This is a genomic window from Polyangiaceae bacterium, assembly GCA_015075635.1.
In the GTDB taxonomy this organism is placed as follows: Bacteria; Myxococcota_A; Polyangia; order Polyangiales; family Polyangiaceae; genus JADJKB01.
Genome location: JABTUA010000001.1, coordinates 845,562 through 864,261, shown reverse-complemented (window position 1 = coordinate 864,261; position 18,700 = coordinate 845,562). Strand labels below are relative to the sequence as shown.

The window sequence follows — 18,700 nt, the reverse complement described above, 5'->3', positions numbered from 1 at the left end:
GGATGGTGCGATGCTCCCGAGCCAATGCGCCGCCCCGCCCTGATCGGAGCTGCCGTTCTCGGCGCGATCGTCGCGCTCGGGGTGGTGCTGTTCGTGGCGCGGCGCGAGCGGGCCGATCCCGCGCGCTGTCCCGACGGGCTCGCCGCGCAAGGTTTTCGCTGCTGCGCGCCTGGGCAAACCCTCGCGCAGGGCGCGTGCAGCGGCACGCCGGCCAGCTGTCCGTCCGGATTCGAGACGACGTCGCGCGGCTGCGTGGCCCAGGCGCGGCGCGTGCTGATCGCAGGCGGCACGCTCACGCTCTCCCCCAACGACTGGGAGGCGGAGGGCGTCGTCGCGCGAACGCTGACCGTCGCTGCTTTCGAGCTCGACACGACGGAGGTCACGCACGCGCGTTGGAGCAGCTGCGCAGGCTGCCGCAAGCTCGACCACTCGGAGCCGGGGCTGCCGGTGACCGGCGTGAGCGCCGACGAAGCGGAGAAGCTGTGCCTCGCGGCGGGCGGGCGCTTGCCGAGCGCCGACGAGTGGCTGTTCGCCGCCACGAGCGCGAGCGTGAGGCGCTACCCCTGGGGTCAGACCGGGCTCGTGTGTCGCCGGGCGAGCTTCGGCTTGGTCGAGGGCCCCTGCGCGATCGGCGCCGACCGCCCGGAGCTCGCGGGAGCTCGTCCCGACGGCAGGAGCCCCGAAGGTGTGCTCGATCTGTCCGGCAACGTCGCCGAGTGGGCGCGCGAGCCCGACGGCAGCGCGCGCGCGCGCGGCGGCAGCTTTCGCTCGCGGGTCGCCGGCGAGCTGAAGTCCTGGGCCGCCGAGTCCGCGGCCGGACCCGCCGCGCACATTGGCTTCCGCTGTGCGTATCCTTCGGGTCCGCACTAAGCTCCCGGCGATGTCCGCTGCCGTCCTCTGCATCGGCACCGAGCTCACGCGCGGTGAAATCGTGAACACCAACGCCTCCTGGCTCGCCGAGACGCTGACCGACGCGGGCCTCGAGGTCGCCGCCATCGAGGCCATCCCCGACGAGCGCCAGCAGATCGTGGACACGCTGCACCGGCTGAGCTCGCAGCACCTGGTCATCGTGTGCACCGGCGGCCTCGGTCCCACCACCGACGACATCACCAGCGAGTGCGTCGCCGAGGTGATCGGCGTTCCTCTCGACCGCGACCAGGTGTCGCTCGAGGCGATCCGCACGCGCATGGACAAGTTCGGACGGGTGATGGCCGAGTCCAACAAGAAGCAGGCGGACTTCCCGCGCGGCGCCACCATCCTGCCGAACCGCAAGGGAACGGCCCCCGGCTTCGCGGTCCAGCTCGGACACGCGCGGGCCTTCTTCATGCCGGGCGTGCCACGCGAGATGAAGACCATGTTCGGCGAGCTCGTGGCGCCGGCGCTCGCTCCCTTCGTGCGCGAGGCGATGAACCAGGTGCGCCTCAAGACCTTCGGCATGACCGAGTCCGGCGTGAACGACAAGCTCGCGGGCATCGAGGCCGAGCATTCGGTGACGCTGGCCTACCGCGCTCATTTCCCCGAGATCGAGGTGAAAGTCCTGGCACGGGGCGAAGACGCCCGCGAGCGCGCGCGGCGGGCCGCAGACGCCGTGATCGCCCGGCTCGGCCCCGACGTCGTGTACGGCGAGGGCGACGTGACCTTCGCCGAGCAGCTGGGCAAGCTGCTGGTCGAGAAGAAGCTCACGTTGGCCGTCGCCGAGTCGTGTACCGGCGGCGGCGTCGGGCGCTTGCTCACCGAGCGCAGCGGCGCGAGCGACTTCTTCGTGGGTGGAGTGATCAGCTACGCGAACTCGGCGAAGCAGGGCCTGCTCGGCGTACCGGCGGAGCTGCTCGCCGCGCACGGCGCCGTGAGCGCAACCGTCGCGCGCGCCATGGCGGAAGGCGCGCTCCGCGCGCTGGGCAGCGAGCTCGCGCTCGCGCTCACTGGGGTCGCCGGACCCACCGGCGGCACGGCGGACAAGCCCGTGGGCCTCGTCCACTTCGCGGTCGCCAGCAAGACAGGCACCAGCGATCGCCAGATGGTCTTCCCCGGCTCGCGCACGCAGGTCCGCGACCTCGCCGCGTTCGCGGGCCTGTCGCTGGTGCGCAAGGTCGTGTTGCACGGGCACGACGAGGACGCTTGAGCGACTCGCTCCGGTTGTTCTTCGCGCTACCGCTGCCGGAGGCCGCGCTCGAGACCTTGGTCGCCGCCCAAGCCCGCGCCAAGGCCGTCGCCTCGCGCCTGTCCCCGCGTTGGACCAAGACCGAGCAGATGCACGTGACGTTGAAGTTCCTGGGGCAGTTGCCCGGAAATGCGCTGCCGCGGCTGGAGGAGATCCTCGCGACACGGGCGGCAGCAGCGCAGCCCTTCGACGCGACGCTCTCCCAGGTGACGGCCTTCGGCGGCCGGCGCGCGCGGGTCTTGGTCGTGGAGCTCGCGACGGAGTCCCCCGTGCTCGCGGCGCTCGCCACCGGGCTCGACGAAGACGCAGCAGCGCTCGGCGTCGCGCGCGAGACTCGCCCCTTTCGCGCGCACGTCACGCTGGCGCGCTTCAAGCACCCCGGCGACGCGCGCGCGGTCATCGATGCCGCGGAGGTCGCTCCGGTGCCCGTCTCGTGTGGCGAGCTTCGCCTCTACCGGTCGGAGCTCACCCCGAGCGGGAGCCGCTACACGCCGGTGGCCGCGCGCGCCCTCGGCTGATCAGCTCTCGGGCTGCTCCAGCGCCGCGAGCAGAAGGTCGGCCAGCTCCGCCAAATCCTGCCGGTGAACGGTGAGGATCTCGTACACGCGCCGCTCGTCGATCCGGTCGTACAGGTGGACGACTCGGTTGCGGAAGCCGACGATCGGCGAAAATCGTGCTGCCGTCCCGGGTGGAAGGAGCTCGGCCTCCTCGAGCCGAGCAAAGACATCGTGACTGGTCCGAGGGGTGGGCAACGCCCGCGACGCGACGATCACCGAGCCGAGATCGATCAGCGCCTGAATCGACGTTTGAAGGAGATACAGCGTGCTCGCGACGTTGCGAAAGTCCCCGGTGAACTCCTCGAGAGAGCCTGCCGGAACGCGCGCGAGCTTATCGAGGTTCGCCTTCAGCACGTCCAGCTTGGACCAGAGCTGCTCCTGGGTCATGCTTTCTCCTGAGCCAGCGGCGCAACGCCGAGACCTTGCCCTGCGTCGCCAGCTCGTAAGTCGGACGGAAGTCGAACGCCCGCATCAGCACGTCGGACTCGAAATCGACTCGCCGGGCCGCGTCTGCCTCGTGGATCCGTTCGCCCTCGGAGAGAACCCGATGGCAAAAGATCGGGCCCTGCTCCTCCAGATCGACCACGTCCACGCGTTCGACGCCGGTCGCTCGAGTCACGTCGGCGGCCACCTGAACGGCGATCCTCTCCCGGGACTCGGGCGCGTCACCTCCGCGACGGAACACGAGCCCGATGTCGATGTCGCTGTCTTCTCGCGCGTCGCCGCGCGCACGGGACCCGAAGAGGTAGCTGACTGCGATCTCCGCATGCGCCGAGAGCGCTTCTCGGAGGGCGGACGAGAGCTCGGGCGCGACGACCACCCGTGAAGGGTACCACGTCACGCCTGAGCGTGAGGCCGCGGGGCTTCGGTCGGTTGCTCGACCGGCTTGGTCTTCTTCTCGAACACCAGGCCGTCGCCGCCGCGCTTCACCACGATGGTGTCGCCGGCCACGAAGTCGCCGGCGATCACCCGCTTGGCGAGGCCATCCTCGACGTGGCGCTGAATCGCGCGCTTGAGCGGCCGCGCTCCGAACTGTGGATCCCAGCCGACCTCCGCCAAGAGCTCGCGGGCGTCGTCCTGCACCTCGAGCACGAGCTCGCGGGTGGCGAGGCGCTCCGCCAAGAGCTCGAGCTGGATGTCCACGATACGCCGGATCTGGTCGCGACCGAGCCGGCGGTAGACCACGATCTCGTCGAGCCGGTTCAGGAACTCCGGGCGGAACTGGTGGCGCAGAGCCTCCATCGCCGTGCGCTTCATGATCTCGCTCTTGTCGGCGTCCTCCAGATCGCGCCGCTCTTCGATGGCGCTGAGCTCGGTGGTGCCGACGTTGCTGGTCAGGATTACCACCGTGTTCTTGAAGTCCACCGTGCGGCCCTGGCCATCGGTCAGGCGGCCGTCGTCGAGCACCTGGAGCAGCGTGTTGAAAACATCCGGGTGCGCCTTCTCGATCTCGTCGAACAGGATCACGCTGTAGGGTCGGCGCCGCACCGGCTCGGTGAGCTGGCCGCCTTCGTCGTAGCCGACGTAGCCCGGCGGCGCGCCGATCAGCCGGCTGACCGCGTGGCGCTCCATGTACTCGCTCATGTCCACGCGGATCATGGCCCGCTCGTCGTCGAACATCAGCTCCGCCAACGCCCGGGCGGTCTCCGTCTTGCCCACGCCGGTCGGACCCAGGAACAGGAAGCTGCCGATGGGCCGGCGCTCGTCGCTGAGCCCCGCCCGCGAGCGGCGCACGGCGTTGGCGACGGCCACCAGCGCGGCCTCCTGACCGACCACGCGCTCGCGCAGGTTCTCCTCCATGGCGAGGAGCTTCTGCATCTCACCCTCGAGCATCTTGCTCACCGGCACGCCGGTCCACTTGCTGATGATCTGGGCAATGTCCTCGTCGCTGACCTCTTCCTTGAGGTAGCTGCCCTTCTCCTGCACGCGCGCGAGCTCCGCGCGCAGCGCCTCCGTCTCCTTCTCGGCGCCGGGGATGGTGCCGTACTGGATCTCGGCAGCCTTGCCCAGATCGCCCTTGCGGCGCGCCTGCTCCATCTCGAGCTTCAGCTCCTCGAGCTTCACCTGCTTCTCGCGGACCGCAGTGATGATCTCCTTCTCGCGCATCCACTGGGCGCGCATCGCGTCGCGCTGCTCCTCCAGATCGGCGACCTCGCGGCCCAGCTCCTCCAGCCGCGCCTTGCTGTGCTTGTCCTTCTCGCGCTTCAGCGCCTGCTCTTCGATCTTCAGCTGGAGCAGCCTGCGCTCCAGCTGGTCGATCTCGAACGGCATGCTGTCGATCTCCATCTTGATCTTGCTGGCCGCCTCGTCCACGAGATCGATGGCCTTGTCAGGCAAGAAGCGATCGGTGATGTAGCGGTTCGAGAGCACCGCCGCCGCCACCAGCGCCGAGTCCTGGATGTGGATGCCGTGGTGCGTCTCGTAGCGCTCCTTGATGCCGCGCAGGATGGCGATGGTGTCCTCCACCGTCGGCTGGCTCACCATCACGGGCTGGAAGCGCCGCTCGAGCGCGGCGTCTTTCTCGATGTGCTTACGGTACTCGTCGAGCGTGGTCGCACCGATGCAGCGCAGCTCGCCGCGGGCCAAGGCGGGCTTGAGCATGTTGGCCGCGTCCATGGCGCCCTCCGCGGCGCCGGCGCCGACCAGCGTGTGCAGCTCGTCGATGAACAGCACGATGGCGCCGCTGGCTGCCTCGACCTCCTTCAGCACGGCCTTCAAGCGGTCCTCGAACTCACCGCGGTACTTCGAGCCCGCCACCATGCTCGCCAGGTCCAGCGCCAGGATGCGCTTGTCCTTCAACGACTCCGGCACGTCGCCGGCGGCGATGCGCCGCGCGATGCCCTCCGCGATGGCGGTCTTGCCCACGCCGGGCTCGCCGATCAAAACGGGGTTGTTCTTGGTGCGCCGGGACAGCACCTGCATCACCCGGCGGATCTCCTCGTCGCGACCGATGACCGGATCGATCTTGCCCCGGCGCGCCAGCGCCGTCAGGTCGCGGGTGTACTTGTCCAGGGCCTGGAACTTCCCCTCCGGGTTCTGATCGGTGACGCGCTGGCTGCCGCGCACCTCCGCCAGGGACTGCACGAGCTTGTCGTACGAGAGGCCGTGGCGGTTGAAGACCGCCTGCACGTCCTTGTCGTGCTTGGCCGCCGCCAGGATGAAGTGCTCGACGGAGACGTAGTCGTCCTTGAACGCCTTGGCCTCGTCCTCGCTCTTGGTGAGGAGCGGCACCGCGCGCCGCCCGAAGCTCGGCTCGCCGCCACCGCTCACCTGCGGCAGCTTCTCCACACGGCCCGAGAGCTCCTCGGCCAGGGCCTCGGCGTTGGCGCCGGCCTTCTCGACCAGCGGCCGCCCGAGGCCCTCTTCCTGCCGCAGGATGGCGACCAGGATGTGCTCCGGGATCACCTCGGGGTTGCCGCGGCGCACGCAGTCCGCGACCGCCGCACTCAGCGCTTCTTGGCTCTTGGTCGTCAGTCGATCCATCCGCATGGGCACACCTGTCTCGTTCGACCCCGCGGGGCGGGGCGCTTCTTCTCAGACCCGAAGGCTCAGCTCACCGCCCCGAAGCCAATCGCGGGCACGAAGCTCCCCAGAAACTAAGGCCGGATCCTTGCAGATCAAGGGGGTCGGGCGCGGGGGACCAAATGCAAAAGAGCCGCGAGGCACGCGTGCCCCGCGGCTCTTCCGCGTTTTGGACTGGAAGGTCTCAGTCCGTGGACGAGTCCGTCGCCGCGTCGCTGCCACCTTCGGTGGCGGCGTCGGTGCCAGCGTCGCCGGTGCTGGGCGTGCAGCTGGCCGGGCCGCCGTCCACAACGCCCGTGCCGTCCACGCAGCCGAAGTTGGGACCGCCCACGCTGGTGAAGTTCGCCATGTAGCCGCACTTGCTCACGACGCTGTTGCAGCAGCCCGGGATCTGCGCGGGGCCGCCATCGAGCCCGGTGAACACCAGGGGCGCGCAGTTCGAGTCCAGGTTGCCAGGCTGCCCAATTTCGTAGCAGCCCGTGGGGAGACCGGTGAGCGTGGCGATTGTGGTGTTCACGTCGCCGCCGCACTTGTCCTTCGCCGTGCCGGCGCAGCAGCCCTTGAGGTCGAGGAATCCGGCGACCTTGTAGTCTTGGCATTGGTTGCTGCCGCAAGTGATGCCGCCGCCGCCGGAACCACCGGACCCAGCCGTGCCACCGCCGCCCGAGGCGCCACCGCTACCAGCCGTGCCGCCACCCGAGCCGCCGGAACCGCCGGTGCTCCCACCGGAGCCACCCTTGCCGCCGCCCGAGCCGCCGCCGCCGTCGTCGTCATCGCCGCAAGCGGGCGTGCCGAGAGCCACCACGGAGAGCAGGCCAAAACCGAAAACAAGCTTCAAAGAACCACGCATAGTCGCACCTCGTTAGAACCGGCCGCGGAATAAAGCACAAACGGCCCGGTAGGGAAAAGGAATCAATCCCGCTCGCGCACGAGCTGGGAGAGCTACCGTTTAGCACGCCGCCGGGGCCCTGGCACCGGGCGCAGCTGCGCCCTGAGCTGATCGGGCCTAGATGTCCAAGTTCCGGACGTTCAGGGCGTTCGCCTCGATGAACTGCCGGCGCGGCTCCACCTGATCGCCCATCAGGATACTGAACAGCTCATCAGCGGCCACGTCGTCGGTGACCCGGACCTTGAGCAGGGTCCGGGCGTCCGGGTTCATGGTGGTCTCCCAGAGCTCGGCGGCGTTCATCTCGCCCAGGCCCTTGTAGCGGGTGATGCTGGTGCCCTTGCGCCCACGCTCGTCGATGTGAGCGTCCAGCGACTCGGGGTCCGGCAGGCTCACCGGCTGCCCGGCCTCGGTCTTGGCCGTGTAGGGCGCCGGGCCGATGGAGCGGATGTCCTCCTCGATGGCCAAGAGCTCCTGGTATTCGGCGCTGTCGGCCAGCTCCCAGTCGGCGACCGCCCGCCGGGTGGAGGAGCCGGGGCGGAACTTCACCGCGATGCGCCCGCCGCCGTGAGTCTTGTCCCAGTCCACGTCCACCGTGAGCGGGAGCAAGTCCGGGTAGCGCGTCTCCAGGTACGCCCTGAGCGCGTCCGCCGCGGCTTGCACCTTCTCCGAGCTGCGGAAATCCTCCCGCGTCATCCCGCTCGAGCGCAGGAGCGCGCCGACGACGCGCGCGTCGCAGCGGCGATCGATCTTGCCCAGGATGTGTCGGAACGAACGCAAGCGGGTCGCCAGCTCGTAGAGCGGCTTGCCCGAGATGGCCGGACCCTTCGCGCTCTGCACGGTGAGCCCGTCGATGCCGTTCTGGGTGAGCAGCCGGTCGAGCGCCGTCTGGTCCTTCAGATACAGATCCTTCTTGCCCTTGCGCACGCGGAACAGCGGCGGCTGCGCGATGTACAGGTAGCCGCTCTCGATGAGCTCGCGCATCTGGCGATAGAAGAACGTGAGCAGCAGGGTGCGGATGTGACTTCCGTCGACGTCGGCGTCAGTGTTCTTCACACAGATTCCGCCAAATCCAGCCACGAAGTTCTCGTCGTCTTCGACGGAGAAGTCGTAGACGTTGCCGTTCGACGCCGGTACCTGGTGCACCTCCGTGACCGGCAGCGCGATCAGGTCGCCATCGATCACGTCGAACGCCCGATTCACGCTGGCGTGCTCGCTCAGAACGGTCTGCTCGACGCTCGCTGCACCGGGGTGACTCGACCAGACCGGCCGCAGTCGGACCAGGTGCTCGCGGGCGCTGACAGTGAGCGTGTAGTGGACATGGCGGGTGACGCAGGGCTTGCCTCGTACCTCGCGCTCCACGCCGTCGGGCTCGCGGGACGAGACGGACGCGACCACGCCGAGGCTCGAGAGCAGAAACGAGACCCCGCTCGCCAGGCGCCGCGACGAGGTCGAGAAGACGATTCGACCCGCGGTTGCGGTTCCGTCGCCGAGCAGGTAGCCGCGAAGGAACGCGAGCCGGAGCTCCTCGCTCACGCCGAACGCGAGATTCGGAACCTGCTTGGTGATCGACTCCATCCCGCGGAACCCGAAGACGTGCTGCCAGGCCAGCGCCGCCACGCGGTTCACCAACTTGAGCTCGCCGATGCGCGCGTCGGACTCGTAGCTCTTGGCGGGCAGGCCGAACACCTTCTCGATGGCCGCGCCCATCTCGGGCAGGAAGCGCTCGTTGCCCTTGCCAATGGCCAGGCGGATGCCGCCGCGATCGCTGCACGAGCCCTCCGCGAGGTAGAAGCCGAGCAGCGTACACAGCTCGGGCCCCACCTCGACGAAGCGACGAATGCCGACCTTGCCGTAGTGCTCGGGCGTCAGCTCCAGGTCTTCGCGCGACCCGAACCAGGCGACGTCGTCCGCGTCCAGGTCGGAGAGACGCACGTAGGGCCGCACCTTGTTCTTCGGCGCCCCGCGATACTGGTCCGCCCAGATTCGCTCCAGCTTGCTCGGCCCCACCACGAAGCGGCCCTGCAGCTCCTCCGCGGAGACGCCGACGGCTGCGAGGTAGCGCTCGAAGTGCTCCAGCGTCGGACGGCTCGTCAGCTTCTCCCAGCCGTAGAACGTGACCGGCTGGCGAATTCCGACCTTCTCACACAGCTCGCGATTGGAGACACCCGAAGAACGCCGCCGTTCCGCGAGCTCCCGCCATAGCTCCGCCGGAGCATCGACTCGCGCCGACACCAGCTCGGGCCGCTCTGCGTGCTCGGCCAAGACCTCCGCCTTGAACCACGCCTCGACGGCCGGGCCCCGAAGCCAGATCTGGCTCGCGGCCTCCGGTACGCCGTGGAGCTCGGCCAGTAGATCGATGCGCTCCGGCGCCGTCTCCGGCAGGCGCAGCGTGCGCGGCGCGACGACCCGATCGCCGACGCCGATCTGGTCGCCACGTTCGAGCACGACTTCGCCGTTTCGGTAGACGAAGACGCTGTGGCTCGCCGTGACCCGAACGCTGCGGCCGTAGGCCGTCTCGATCTCGAAGAGCGGCTCGGTCACCGCATGGCGGATCACGCCCTTCACCGGGCGAAACTTCACCGCGTGGTCGTCCTTGCCGAAGCAGAGCACCTCGCCCAGGCCCGCGCCGGTGCGCTTGAAGTAGCCGTCGGTCTCGGCAACGCCCTCGAGCGCCGCGTCGATGTGGGGGCCGATCTCGGCCATCCTTGTGCCGCGCTCGTCGCGCACGAAGACGTGCTCGCCGGCGTCCACGCTCATCAATATCACCCGGTGATACCTGACCTTCGACAGATCGAAGTTGCCGTTCTCGCCGATGCCGCAGCCGAGGGCGCTGATCAAGGTGGCGACCTCCTGGCTGGAGAGCATCTTGTCCAGGCGCGCGCGCTCGACGTTCAGGATCTTGCCCTTCAGCGGCAGAATCGCCTGGAAGTGGCGATCGCGGCCCTGCTTCGCGCTGCCGCCGGCGCTCTCACCCTCGACGATGTAGAGCTCGCTCTGCGCCGGATCCTTGCTCTGGCAGTCGGCCAGCTTGCCGGAGAGCGCGGTCGAGTCGAGCACGCCCTTGCGCACCACCTCTCGCGCCTTGCGCGCGGCCTCGCGGGCGCGGGCGGCCATCACGGCCTTCTCCAGGATCTTGCGCGCGGTGCCCGGGTGCTCCTCGAAGTAGCGCCCGATCTGCTCGGTCACGATGGTCTGCACGATGCCGGAGACCTCGCTCGAGACCAGCTTGCTCTTGGTCTGGGAGTCGAAGCTCGGATCCGGGTGCTTGACGTGGATCACGCAGATCACGCCCTCCCGCGCGTCTTCGCCGGAGATGCCGCTCTTGGCGTCCTTGAGCAGGTTCTGCGCCTGGCCGTAGTTGTTGAGCAGACGCGTGAGCGCGGTGCGAAGCCCGGTCAGGTGCGTGCCGCCGTCCTTGTTGTGGACGTTGTTCGTGTAGCAGAGGATCTGCTCCTGGTACGAGGCCGACCACTGGATGGCCAGGTCCACGCCGACGGGGGCCTTCGTGTCCTCGCCCTGCACCTCGGTGGTGAAGGCGATCACATCCTCGTGGATGGGCTCCTTCTTCTGGCTGAGCAGCGCGACGAACTCCTTGATGCCGCCCTGGAACTCGAAGGTCTCTTGCTTGCCCTCCGCGCGCTCGTCGGTCAGCTCGATGATCAGCCCGGAGTTCAGGAACGCCAGCTCGCGCAGGCGATTGGCCAGGATGTCGTAGTTGTACTCGGTGCTGGTGAAGATCTCCGTGTCCGGCTTGAAGGTGACCTTCGTGCCGTGCCCGTCCGTCTCGCCGATGCGCTCGAGCGCGCCCTGCGGGACGCCCTTCCGGTACTCCTGGAAGTAGAGCCCGCCCTGGCGCCGGATCTCGAGCTGGAGCTTCTCGCACACGGCGTTGACCGCGCTCACGCCCACGCCGTGCAGGCCCGCGCTGACCTTGTAGCTCGAGTGGTCGAACTTGCCGCCGGCGTGGAGCACGGTCATCACGACCTCGGCCGCGCTGACGCCGCGCTCGTGCATGTCCACCGGGATACCGCGGCCGTCGTCCTCGACGGTGACCGAGCCGTCGAAGTGGACGGTGACCTTGCAGCGCGTGCAGTGCCCTGCCAGGTGCTCGTCCACCGCGTTGTCGATGACCTCCCAGACCAGGTGGTGCAGCGCCGAGCCGTCGTGCACGTCGCCGATGTACATGCCCGGGCGCTTGCGCACGGCTTCGAGCCCTTCGAGCACCGTGATGTTGGCGGCGTCGTAATCCTCGGGTGGCGGAGGTTGCGACGGGGATTCGGGGTTTTGCGGAGCCTCGGTGGTCAAGCAGAGATCCTCGGGTTTCGGTTTCGACGCACGACACACGGCGCGCCCAGGAACGCGGAGAACGGTGCCGCCGATTTCGGCTATCGCAGCGCGCGCGGAGAGCTCGCGAGCGACGGTTCGAACGGGGGATCGGCGGGCGTCAAAACGAGCTGCTTTCGTATACCCTCTTCAGGGGTGCGCGGCAAGGCGAAGACAGGGAGATTTCCGCTGGATTTCGCCTCCAGAGCGGCCGCGGAAATCGGCCCTTTTCGGGCCCTCTTTTCGGGCTGCTCAGCGCAGCCGGGAGACGGCTCCGGCGAGCAGCGAGAAATCGGCCCGATCTGCCGCCGCGACGTCGGAGATGACGAACAGCTCGGGCCTGGGCGTGGTCACGAAGACCTGGCTCGGCACGTCCCGGAGCAGCGCGAACACCGCCTCGAAGCGCTGCGCGTCGAGCTCGCTGGAGACGTCGTCGAGGAGCAGGATGGGGTGCGCGCCCCGTGCCTGCCGCACGCAGTCGAGCTCGGCGACCTTCAAGGCCAGCGAGAGCACGCGCTGTTGCCCCTGGGAGGCGTGCCGGCGCGCCGAGCGGCCGTCCACGTCGAGCTCGAGGTCGTCGCGCTGCGGCCCGAAGCTGGCGCTACCCCGGCCGAGGTCGGCGGGGCGTGTCGCGGTGAGCGTCCGGCGGAACTCCTCCTGGTCGGTGCTGCCCGCGCTCCTGAGTCTCACGGAGAGCGACAGCTCCGGAGCGGCCATGCTGGCGAAGGCGGGCCCGAGCGCCTCGGCGAGCCGCGCGGCGGTGCGCTCGCGGATGCGGCAGAGGGCGGCACCGTGCTCGGCCAGGATGGCCTCGTAGGCGTCGAGCTCGGCCGCGCGAGTCCCGCGCTCGTCGAGCGCCCGCTGCCGCTCGCGCAGCGCCACCGCGTAGCGCGAGCGGTGATCGGCGCTGACCGGCTCCAAGAAGAGCGCGACCCGGTCGAGCAGCGTGCGGCGACCCAGCGCCGGGCCGCTCGCCAAGGCCAGATCGCCGGGGTGGAAGACCACGACCGGCGTCTTGGTGGCGTAGAGCGAGAGGCGCGCGATGCGCTTGCCGTCTGCGGAGAAGACCCGCGCCCGCTGCCCCAGCACGGCGCGTTGCTCGCGGCCCAGGCCTGCCTCGCGGATCTTCGCGCTGACCAGCGCGCTCTCGGCGCCGGTCTGGATCACCTCGGCGTTCTTGTCGGCGCGAAAGCTCTTGCTGGTGGCGAGCACGTACAGCGCCTCGAGCAAGCTGGTCTTGCCGTGCCCGTTGTCGCCGGACACGACGTTGAGCCGGGGCGCCGGCTCGAGCTCGGCAGAGGTGATGTTGCGGAACGCACGGATCGCGATCCGCTCGAAGCGGAGCTCGGCGGGCACTCAGATCCGCATCGGCATGATCACGGCGAGGTAGCTCTTCTTGGTGCTCTCGCTGGCGGGCTTGACCACCGCGGGGTCGAGCTCACCGCTGATGCCGAGGATGACCTCTTCGTCGTCGATGGCGCCGAGCACGTCGAGGAAGTAGCGCGCGTTGAAGCCGATGGTCATCGGGCCCCCGTCGTAGTCGATGGGGATCTCGTCGAAGCCCTCTCCGCTCTCCGGGCTCTCGCTCTCGAAGCGCACCTTGCCGTTGTCGAGGGTGAGCTTCACGCCGCCGGTGCGGTCGCTGGCGGCCAGGGCCACCGCCTTGAGCGCGTCCGAGAACGGCAGGCGCGGGACGCGCACCGCCTTCTCGGTGGCCTCCGGGATGACCTGCGAGTACGGCGGGAACTGCGCGTCCACGAGCTTCACGCTGAAGCGGAAGCCCGCCAGCTGGAAGAACGCGTTCGGTCCGCTGGTGCCCAGCTTGATGCTGCTCCCGTCCGTCGCTTCTTCGCCCTTGCCGGCGTCACCGCGGGCCTCGTCGCACAACCGCTTGAGCTCGAGCAGGCCCTTCAGCGGAATCAGCATGGTCTGCGAGGCTTGATTGCCCGGGACCTGGATCTCCAGCTTGCTCAGGCGGTGCCCGTCGGTGGAGACCATGCGCACGCGATCGCCATCCCACTCGAACAGCGCGCTGTTCAGATGCAGCCGCGTCTCGTCGGTGGAGACCGAGAACTGCGTCGCGGCGATCAGCTGCGAGAGCGTGTCCACGTCGAGCGACAAGAGCTGCGCGCCCTCCGCGAGCTCGGGCAGCGCGGGGAACTCTTCTCCCGGGATGCCGTGCACCGTGTAGCGCCGCGCCGAAGCGACCGAGCGAATGGTCGTCGCGGCACCGTCGGTCGTCGTGATCGAGACCTGACCTTCGGGCATCATCTTCACGCGCTCGAACAGGTCACGCGCACCGACGGCGATGGAGCCGCCCTTGTCCACGCGCGCCTTGATCGTGCCGCTGACGGCCAGATACAGGTCCGTGGCGGCGAGCCGGAGCTGGTCCGGTCCGGAGACTTCCATGAGCACGTTGCCGAGAACCGGCATGGTGCTCTTTTTGTCCGCCACGCCCTGGCAGCGCCCGAGGACGCGCAGGAGATCCTTTTTGCTCACCACGACCTGCATGGTCGGGCCGTCCTACCTGCGTCCTCGCTTGGGCGCTAGGCGAGAGCGCTAGGAATGCGCGGGTTTTCTTTGCCCAAGTTCTCCACAGGGTTGGTGGAGGTGGGTGGGTCGGCTCTCTTCTCTCTCTGTTTGTAAGAAATAAATAGAGAAGCAGTCGTCATAGGGCCTGTGGATGCTGGGGAGAACCGGCCAAGTAGCTGAAAGCAATTGCCTATGTGGACCCTGAGGTTGGGGAGGGAGAGGTCCCGTTAGATGTAGGTGGGTGTGGAGGAACAGCTCCCGGGGTGAGATATGCAAGGCGGGCCCGGATGTCTTCCTCAGGCTTTTCCATAGCTTGTCCCCACCCTGTGGAGACGCATGCCTCCAGGGCGCGGAAGGGCGCTCAGTGGGCGCGAGCGCGCTTCTTCTGGGGCTTCTGCGCCCGCAGGGGCTCGGCCGCCTCGAGGCGCGCCAGGGCGTCGACCAGGGCCCTCCGCGCTGACTCGTAGGTGCGCGGGCCGATCTTGTCCGCCTGTCGGGCCTTCTCGACCGCGACGAGCTCGTCGAGCAAGAGCTTGCGAGCGCGCGCGACGTCCTTCTCCGGCAGCGACGTCAAGGAAGGCTTCTCCTTGTCGTCACGCATCGCGAGGTAGAGGCCCAGCGCGCCGAGCCCGAGGGCGATGCCGGCGGCGTACCAGCGGCCGGGGCCCGGTGAAGGGATCCCGGTCAAGCGGATGGCCAGCTCCTGCATCTCCGGCTCGCCGGGCTTGAGCTGGCGCCCCGTGACGAGCATGCGCCTGCCGTCCTCGCGCATGCTGGGCTGGGCCGGGCTCATGCCCGAGACCTCGAAGCTCATGCCCTTGGCCGACTCCGCCATCACCTGCACCTCCGCGACGTGCGGCGGCAGCGAGAGCTTGAAGTCCACGGTCTCGTCGTGGTCGTTCGGGACTTGGAAGCGGAAGGCGACGTCGTGCTGCCCCGGGCTGAAGGTGCCGAGCAGCTTCGCCCCGCGGTCGCCGTCGGCGGCGAAGCGAGTGTCGCCCATGGATTCCTGGGCGTTGAAGCCCTTCCAGCCCTTGGGCAGGTCGATCACCAGATCGTCCGGCACCCAGGTGGTCGTGCCGACGTTGAAGACGCGGAACAAGACCTCGAACTGGAAGACGTCGTCCCGCGGCTCGACCATGACGAAGCCGCGCATGCCGACCATGGAGCGACGGATGTCGCTGGTGACCGGGTACACGTGCAAGACGACGTTCTGCCCCATGTCCTCCCGGAGGTTGAACGATGGCGAGGCGTATTCTGCCTCGTCGCGCTTGACCGTGATGCGGTAGCTGAACTTGGAGCCGACCCCGAGACCGTCGAAGCGCACCTTGCCTTCGGGGCTGCTGGGGGCGTTGCGGAACTCCTTCGAATCGCCCTCGGCGACGCTCTGGCGCAGGATGAGCAAGCGCACGTCCACACCCGGCAAGGGGTTGCCCTGGCCGTCGTTGATCAGCGCCTGAATCACGCCGACCGGCACCTCTGCCGAGGGGTTCGCGCTGTCCGCTCGGCCGGCGCCGGGCAACTGCGCGCCGCCCGTGGGCGGGTGACCCGGCGGCACCGCACCCTCGGGCGCGGGCGCGTCTTCCGAGTCACCGATCGGGGGATGGCCCGGCGGCATCTGTGCCGGGGCTCCCGGCGGCAGCGGCGCCTGCGCGAACGCGAGCCCCGAGATCAGCGCGAAGGCGGCCGCGACGCCGAACGAGCGCCTCATGACATCGACTCCCCGCACTGCTTGCAGAAGCGCGCGTCGGGCTCGTTCTTGGTCCCGCACTCGACACATACCGTCCGATCCTGATCCTGATCCTGATCCTGATCCTGATCCTGATCCTGATCCTGATCCTGATCCTGATCCTGATCCTGATCCTGATCTTCTTCCGGCCCCGGCTCCGGTTCCGGCTCCGGCTTGGCCTTCGCCTTCTCAGCCTGCTCGAGCTTCTCCTTCTCGAGCCGCTTCGCGATCAGCTTCTCCACCTTCTCGCGCGCCGGCGTCTCCGCCTTGTCCAGCTCCTGGAGCAAACGGCGAGCCTCGTCGCGGTAGCGCGCGGACAGCGCGTTGTAGTCCTCGTCGCTCACCTTGCCGACGCTGCGCTCGTACTCCAGGTCCTTGAGCGCCCGCAGCACCGAGCGCTTCTTCTCCTCTTCGGCGGACGGCGCGGCCAGGGCCAGCGCCTCGTCCAGGCTGAGCTCGCCGTCGTCGCCCAGGCTCTGCACGCTCTGCCACAGGCTGGCGATGGCGAAGAGCAGCATGCCCCCGGCCAGGACCAGGAGCCCCACTCCCAGACCACGCCAGGCCGCGACCCCGCCCGCCACCGCGACCAGGAGCAGCGGCGAGTAGGGGCGAGCGCGAAGCAGGAGCTCGTTCAGACCGGGCGGCACGGCACTCCCGTTATCAGCTTCGGCGTCACGGAGCTATTCCGTCGAGCGGCGTAGACGCCGAGCGGCGTAGACCCCTAGGGCGAGCCCGCCGATCAGTGCAGCCGAGGCGCCCGTGACCGGCAGGGGCTGGGCGGGGCTCTCGACGGCGGCAGGGGCGGGCTCGGGGGGTGCGCGCGCGCCGCGCTCGGCGGCGAAGGCGGTGGACGGGCCCATCGCCATCCAGACCGCGAAGGCCACGCCGGACAGACCCGCGGCGGCGGTGCGGACGTAGCCCCAGGCGCCGACCTCCTTGAAGGCGACCTCCGGCCAGAGCGACAGGCTGGCGCCGAAGATCAGCACCACGACGCCGACCCAGATCCACGACACCAGGGGGTTCACGTGGAACTGGAACGCCGCCTTCTTGGTCTCCGGGCTGACCATGCCGACGACCAGGTACAGGTCGTCGCGGAGGCTCCGGTGCATGGCCACCTCCGTGGTCGGCATGTCCGGTGAGCGTTTGTAGACGAACTTGGCCGGGGACATCACGCCCAGCGAGCGGGTGCCGTGGGTCACCTCGACGTCGGCGAAGACCATGCGCTTGTTGACGTCGGTCTCCATGCGCGGACCCTTGTAGGTGAGCTCGTAATCGCCCACCTTCATCTTGTCGCCGGGGGAGAGGCTCGCTTCCTTGTCGATGCTCCAGGCCTTGCCGGTGAAGCCGACGAACATCAGCACGATGCCGAAGTGCACGATGTAGCCGCCGTAGCGGCGGCGGCTCTTGTCCACCAGGCGGCTGAGCGCGGTCAGCACGTTCTCCTGCTCGCCGGCCTTCAGCGACGAGCGGCGCCGGGCAGCGACGCCGCGGGCGAACTCCTGCACGATCACCGCGGTGTTGAAGGCCGAGAGGGCGATGACCACCAAGGGCAGTACCGCGCCGAGCTTCTGCAGGATGACGCCGACCACGCCCGGGTAGAACTGATCGGTGTGGACCAGCGCCGGGTAGCCGAAGCGTTTGCCCAGGGCGAGGTGCGCCACCACGGCGACGGCCGTGGCTGCGAGCGGGATCGAGAAGGCCTTCTTCAGCGACTCGCCGCTGGTCTTGCGCCAGCCGAACAGCGGCGCCATGCCCATCAGCGCGAACAGGAGCACGCCTGCCGGCGCGATCCAGCGGTTGAAGAAGGGCGGCCCGACGGTGACGCTCTCCTTGTAGATCCACTCGCTGATCTTCGGCCACAGCGTCGCCACCGCGACGAAGGTCATGATGCCGACCAGCACCCAGTTGTTGAGCACGAAGGCGGCCTCGCGGCTGGCCACGGCCTCGATGCGCGACTCGGCGCGCAGCTCGCGCCAGCGCCACACGATCAGGCCGGCGCAGGCCGCGACGATGAAGCCCATGTAGTAGACGAAGAAGATGCCGATGTTGCTCTGCGCGAAGCTGTGCACGCTGGAGATGAGGCCCGAACGCGTCAGGAACGTGCCGAAGATGGTGAGCAGGAAGGTCAGGCAGATCAGGAACACGTTCCAGACCTTGAGCATGTTCCGGCGCTCCTGGATCATCGTCGAGTGCACGTAGGCGCTGGCGGTGAACCAGGGCAAGCACGCGGCATTTTCCACCGGATCCCAGGCCCAGTAGCCGCCCCAGCCGAGCTCCTCGTAGGCCCAGATCATGCCGAGCACGTTGCCGATGCTGAGGAACAGCCAGGCGAAGAGCATCCATTTCCGCACCGCGACGATCCAGTCGTTGTCGAGGCGTCCGGTGACCAGCGCGGCGATCGCGAACGAGAACGGAACGGCGCAGCCGACGAAGCCCATGTAGAGGGCCGGCGGGTGGATCGCCATCCAGTAGTTCTGGAGCAGCGGGTTCAGGCCCTCGCCATCCAGCGAGGCTCCCGACATGCTGGTCGAGAACGGGTTCGCCGCGAACAGCATCAGCACGGCGAAGAAGCTGACGATCGACATCAGCGTGGCGATCACGTAGGGCTGGAGCTGCCGGTAGCGGCCCCGCATCCAGTACAAGCAGGAGGCGCTGTAGCCGGCGAGCAGGGCGGTCCACCAGAGCAGCGAGCCGTCCTGACCGCCCCAGAGGGCCGCGAACAGATACTGCGTGGGCATCGAGCGGTCGCTGTAGCGGGCGACGTAGCGGATGCGGAAGTCGTGGGTGATGAAGGCGTACGCGAGCAGGACGGTGCCGAGCGCGATCAGCGCGCAGGTCGCGTAGCCGCCGAGGCGGGCCGCATCGAGCAGCCGCGGGCGGCCTCGACCCGCGGCGATGGACACCGCGAAGGTGTACGCCGCAGCGACCAGAATCGCGTAGATGACGCCGGTTCCGAGCTCAGGCAGGGATTGCCACATGGGAGGGAG

12 protein-coding genes and 1 pseudogene are annotated in these 18,700 nt (G+C 68.8%); 3 read left to right on the top strand and 10 right to left on the bottom strand.

Annotation, left to right across the window (positions count from 1 at the left end; all coding sequences use genetic code 11):
* Positions 1–24 precede the first annotated feature (24 nt).
* Genes HS104_04025 through thpR form a run of 3 tightly spaced genes read left to right on the top strand, consistent with a single transcriptional unit; the run spans position 25 to position 2,679 of the window.
* A complete protein-coding gene (locus HS104_04025) occupies positions 25–870 on the top strand; it encodes an SUMF1/EgtB/PvdO family nonheme iron enzyme (GenBank protein ID MBE7479146.1) in 846 nt (281 codons plus the stop codon).
* A 10-nt stretch (positions 871–880) separates the two neighbouring features.
* Positions 881–2,122 (top strand): competence/damage-inducible protein A, encoded by a 1,242-nt coding sequence (locus tag HS104_04020; GenBank protein MBE7479145.1) that lies wholly within the window; start codon positions 881–883, stop codon positions 2,120–2,122.
* On the top strand, positions 2,119–2,679 hold the full coding sequence (gene thpR, locus HS104_04015) for an RNA 2',3'-cyclic phosphodiesterase (GenBank protein MBE7479144.1): 561 nt from the start codon (positions 2,119–2,121) through the stop codon (positions 2,677–2,679). The genes HS104_04020 and thpR overlap by 4 nt, the downstream gene beginning before the upstream one ends.
* Here the strand turns inward: thpR and HS104_04010 are convergent, their stop codons facing one another.
* From HS104_04010 to HS104_03965, 10 genes and pseudogenes are all read right to left on the bottom strand, one after another.
* Positions 2,680–3,105, bottom strand: a complete 426-nt coding sequence (locus HS104_04010) for a DUF86 domain-containing protein (protein MBE7479143.1) — start codon at positions 3,103–3,105, stop codon at positions 2,680–2,682.
* Positions 3,050–3,538 (bottom strand): nucleotidyltransferase domain-containing protein, encoded by a 489-nt coding sequence (locus HS104_04005; GenBank protein MBE7479142.1) that lies wholly within the window; start codon positions 3,536–3,538, stop codon positions 3,050–3,052. Before HS104_04005 ends, HS104_04010 begins: the two co-directional genes overlap by 56 nt.
* 17 nt (positions 3,539–3,555) lie before the next feature.
* Positions 3,556–6,207, bottom strand: a complete 2,652-nt coding sequence (clpB, locus tag HS104_04000) for an ATP-dependent chaperone ClpB (protein MBE7479141.1) — start codon at positions 6,205–6,207, stop codon at positions 3,556–3,558.
* Between the two features lie 217 nt (positions 6,208–6,424).
* Positions 6,425–7,078 (bottom strand): hypothetical protein, encoded by a 654-nt coding sequence (locus HS104_03995; GenBank protein MBE7479140.1) that lies wholly within the window; start codon positions 7,076–7,078, stop codon positions 6,425–6,427.
* Between the two features lie 168 nt (positions 7,079–7,246).
* A pseudogene (locus HS104_03990) lies at positions 7,247–11,374 on the bottom strand (DNA gyrase subunit B).
* Between the two features lie 330 nt (positions 11,375–11,704).
* Positions 11,705–12,808 (bottom strand): DNA replication and repair protein RecF, encoded by a 1,104-nt coding sequence (gene recF, locus HS104_03985; protein ID MBE7479139.1) that lies wholly within the window; start codon positions 12,806–12,808, stop codon positions 11,705–11,707.
* Complete coding sequence (gene dnaN / locus HS104_03980) at positions 12,809–13,963, bottom strand: DNA polymerase III subunit beta (protein ID MBE7479138.1); 1,155 nt, start codon at positions 13,961–13,963, stop codon at positions 12,809–12,811.
* A 382-nt stretch (positions 13,964–14,345) separates the two neighbouring features.
* Positions 14,346–15,695, bottom strand: a complete 1,350-nt coding sequence (locus tag HS104_03975; GenBank protein ID MBE7479137.1) for a carboxypeptidase regulatory-like domain-containing protein — start codon at positions 15,693–15,695, stop codon at positions 14,346–14,348.
* The gene (locus HS104_03970; protein ID MBE7479136.1) at positions 15,692–16,360 is read right to left on the bottom strand and encodes a zinc-ribbon domain-containing protein; all 669 of its coding nucleotides are present in this window, start codon (positions 16,358–16,360) and stop codon (positions 15,692–15,694) included. Before HS104_03970 ends, HS104_03975 begins: the two co-directional genes overlap by 4 nt.
* 33 nt (positions 16,361–16,393) lie before the next feature.
* Complete coding sequence (locus tag HS104_03965) at positions 16,394–18,691, bottom strand: heme lyase CcmF/NrfE family subunit (GenBank protein ID MBE7479135.1); 2,298 nt, start codon at positions 18,689–18,691, stop codon at positions 16,394–16,396.
* Positions 18,692–18,700 lie beyond the last annotated feature (9 nt).

Bases quoted from the DNA above. Each gene is read 5' to 3' on its own strand.
- dnaN (MBE7479138.1), bottom strand. From the start codon at position 13,963: ATGCAGGTCGTGGTGAGCAAAAAGGATCTCCTGCGCGTCCTCGGGCGC.
- HS104_04010 (MBE7479143.1), bottom strand. From the start codon at position 3,105: ATGACCCAGGAGCAGCTCTGGTCCAAGCTGGACGTGCTGAAGGCGAAC.
- HS104_03975 (MBE7479137.1), bottom strand. From the start codon at position 15,695: ATGAGGCGCTCGTTCGGCGTCGCGGCCGCCTTCGCGCTGATCTCGGGG.
- clpB (MBE7479141.1), bottom strand. From the start codon at position 6,207: ATGCGGATGGATCGACTGACGACCAAGAGCCAAGAAGCGCTGAGTGCG.
- HS104_04020 (MBE7479145.1), top strand. From the start codon at position 881: ATGTCCGCTGCCGTCCTCTGCATCGGCACCGAGCTCACGCGCGGTGAA.
- HS104_04025 (MBE7479146.1), top strand. From the start codon at position 25: ATGCGCCGCCCCGCCCTGATCGGAGCTGCCGTTCTCGGCGCGATCGTC.
- HS104_03965 (MBE7479135.1), bottom strand. From the start codon at position 18,691: ATGTGGCAATCCCTGCCTGAGCTCGGAACCGGCGTCATCTACGCGATT.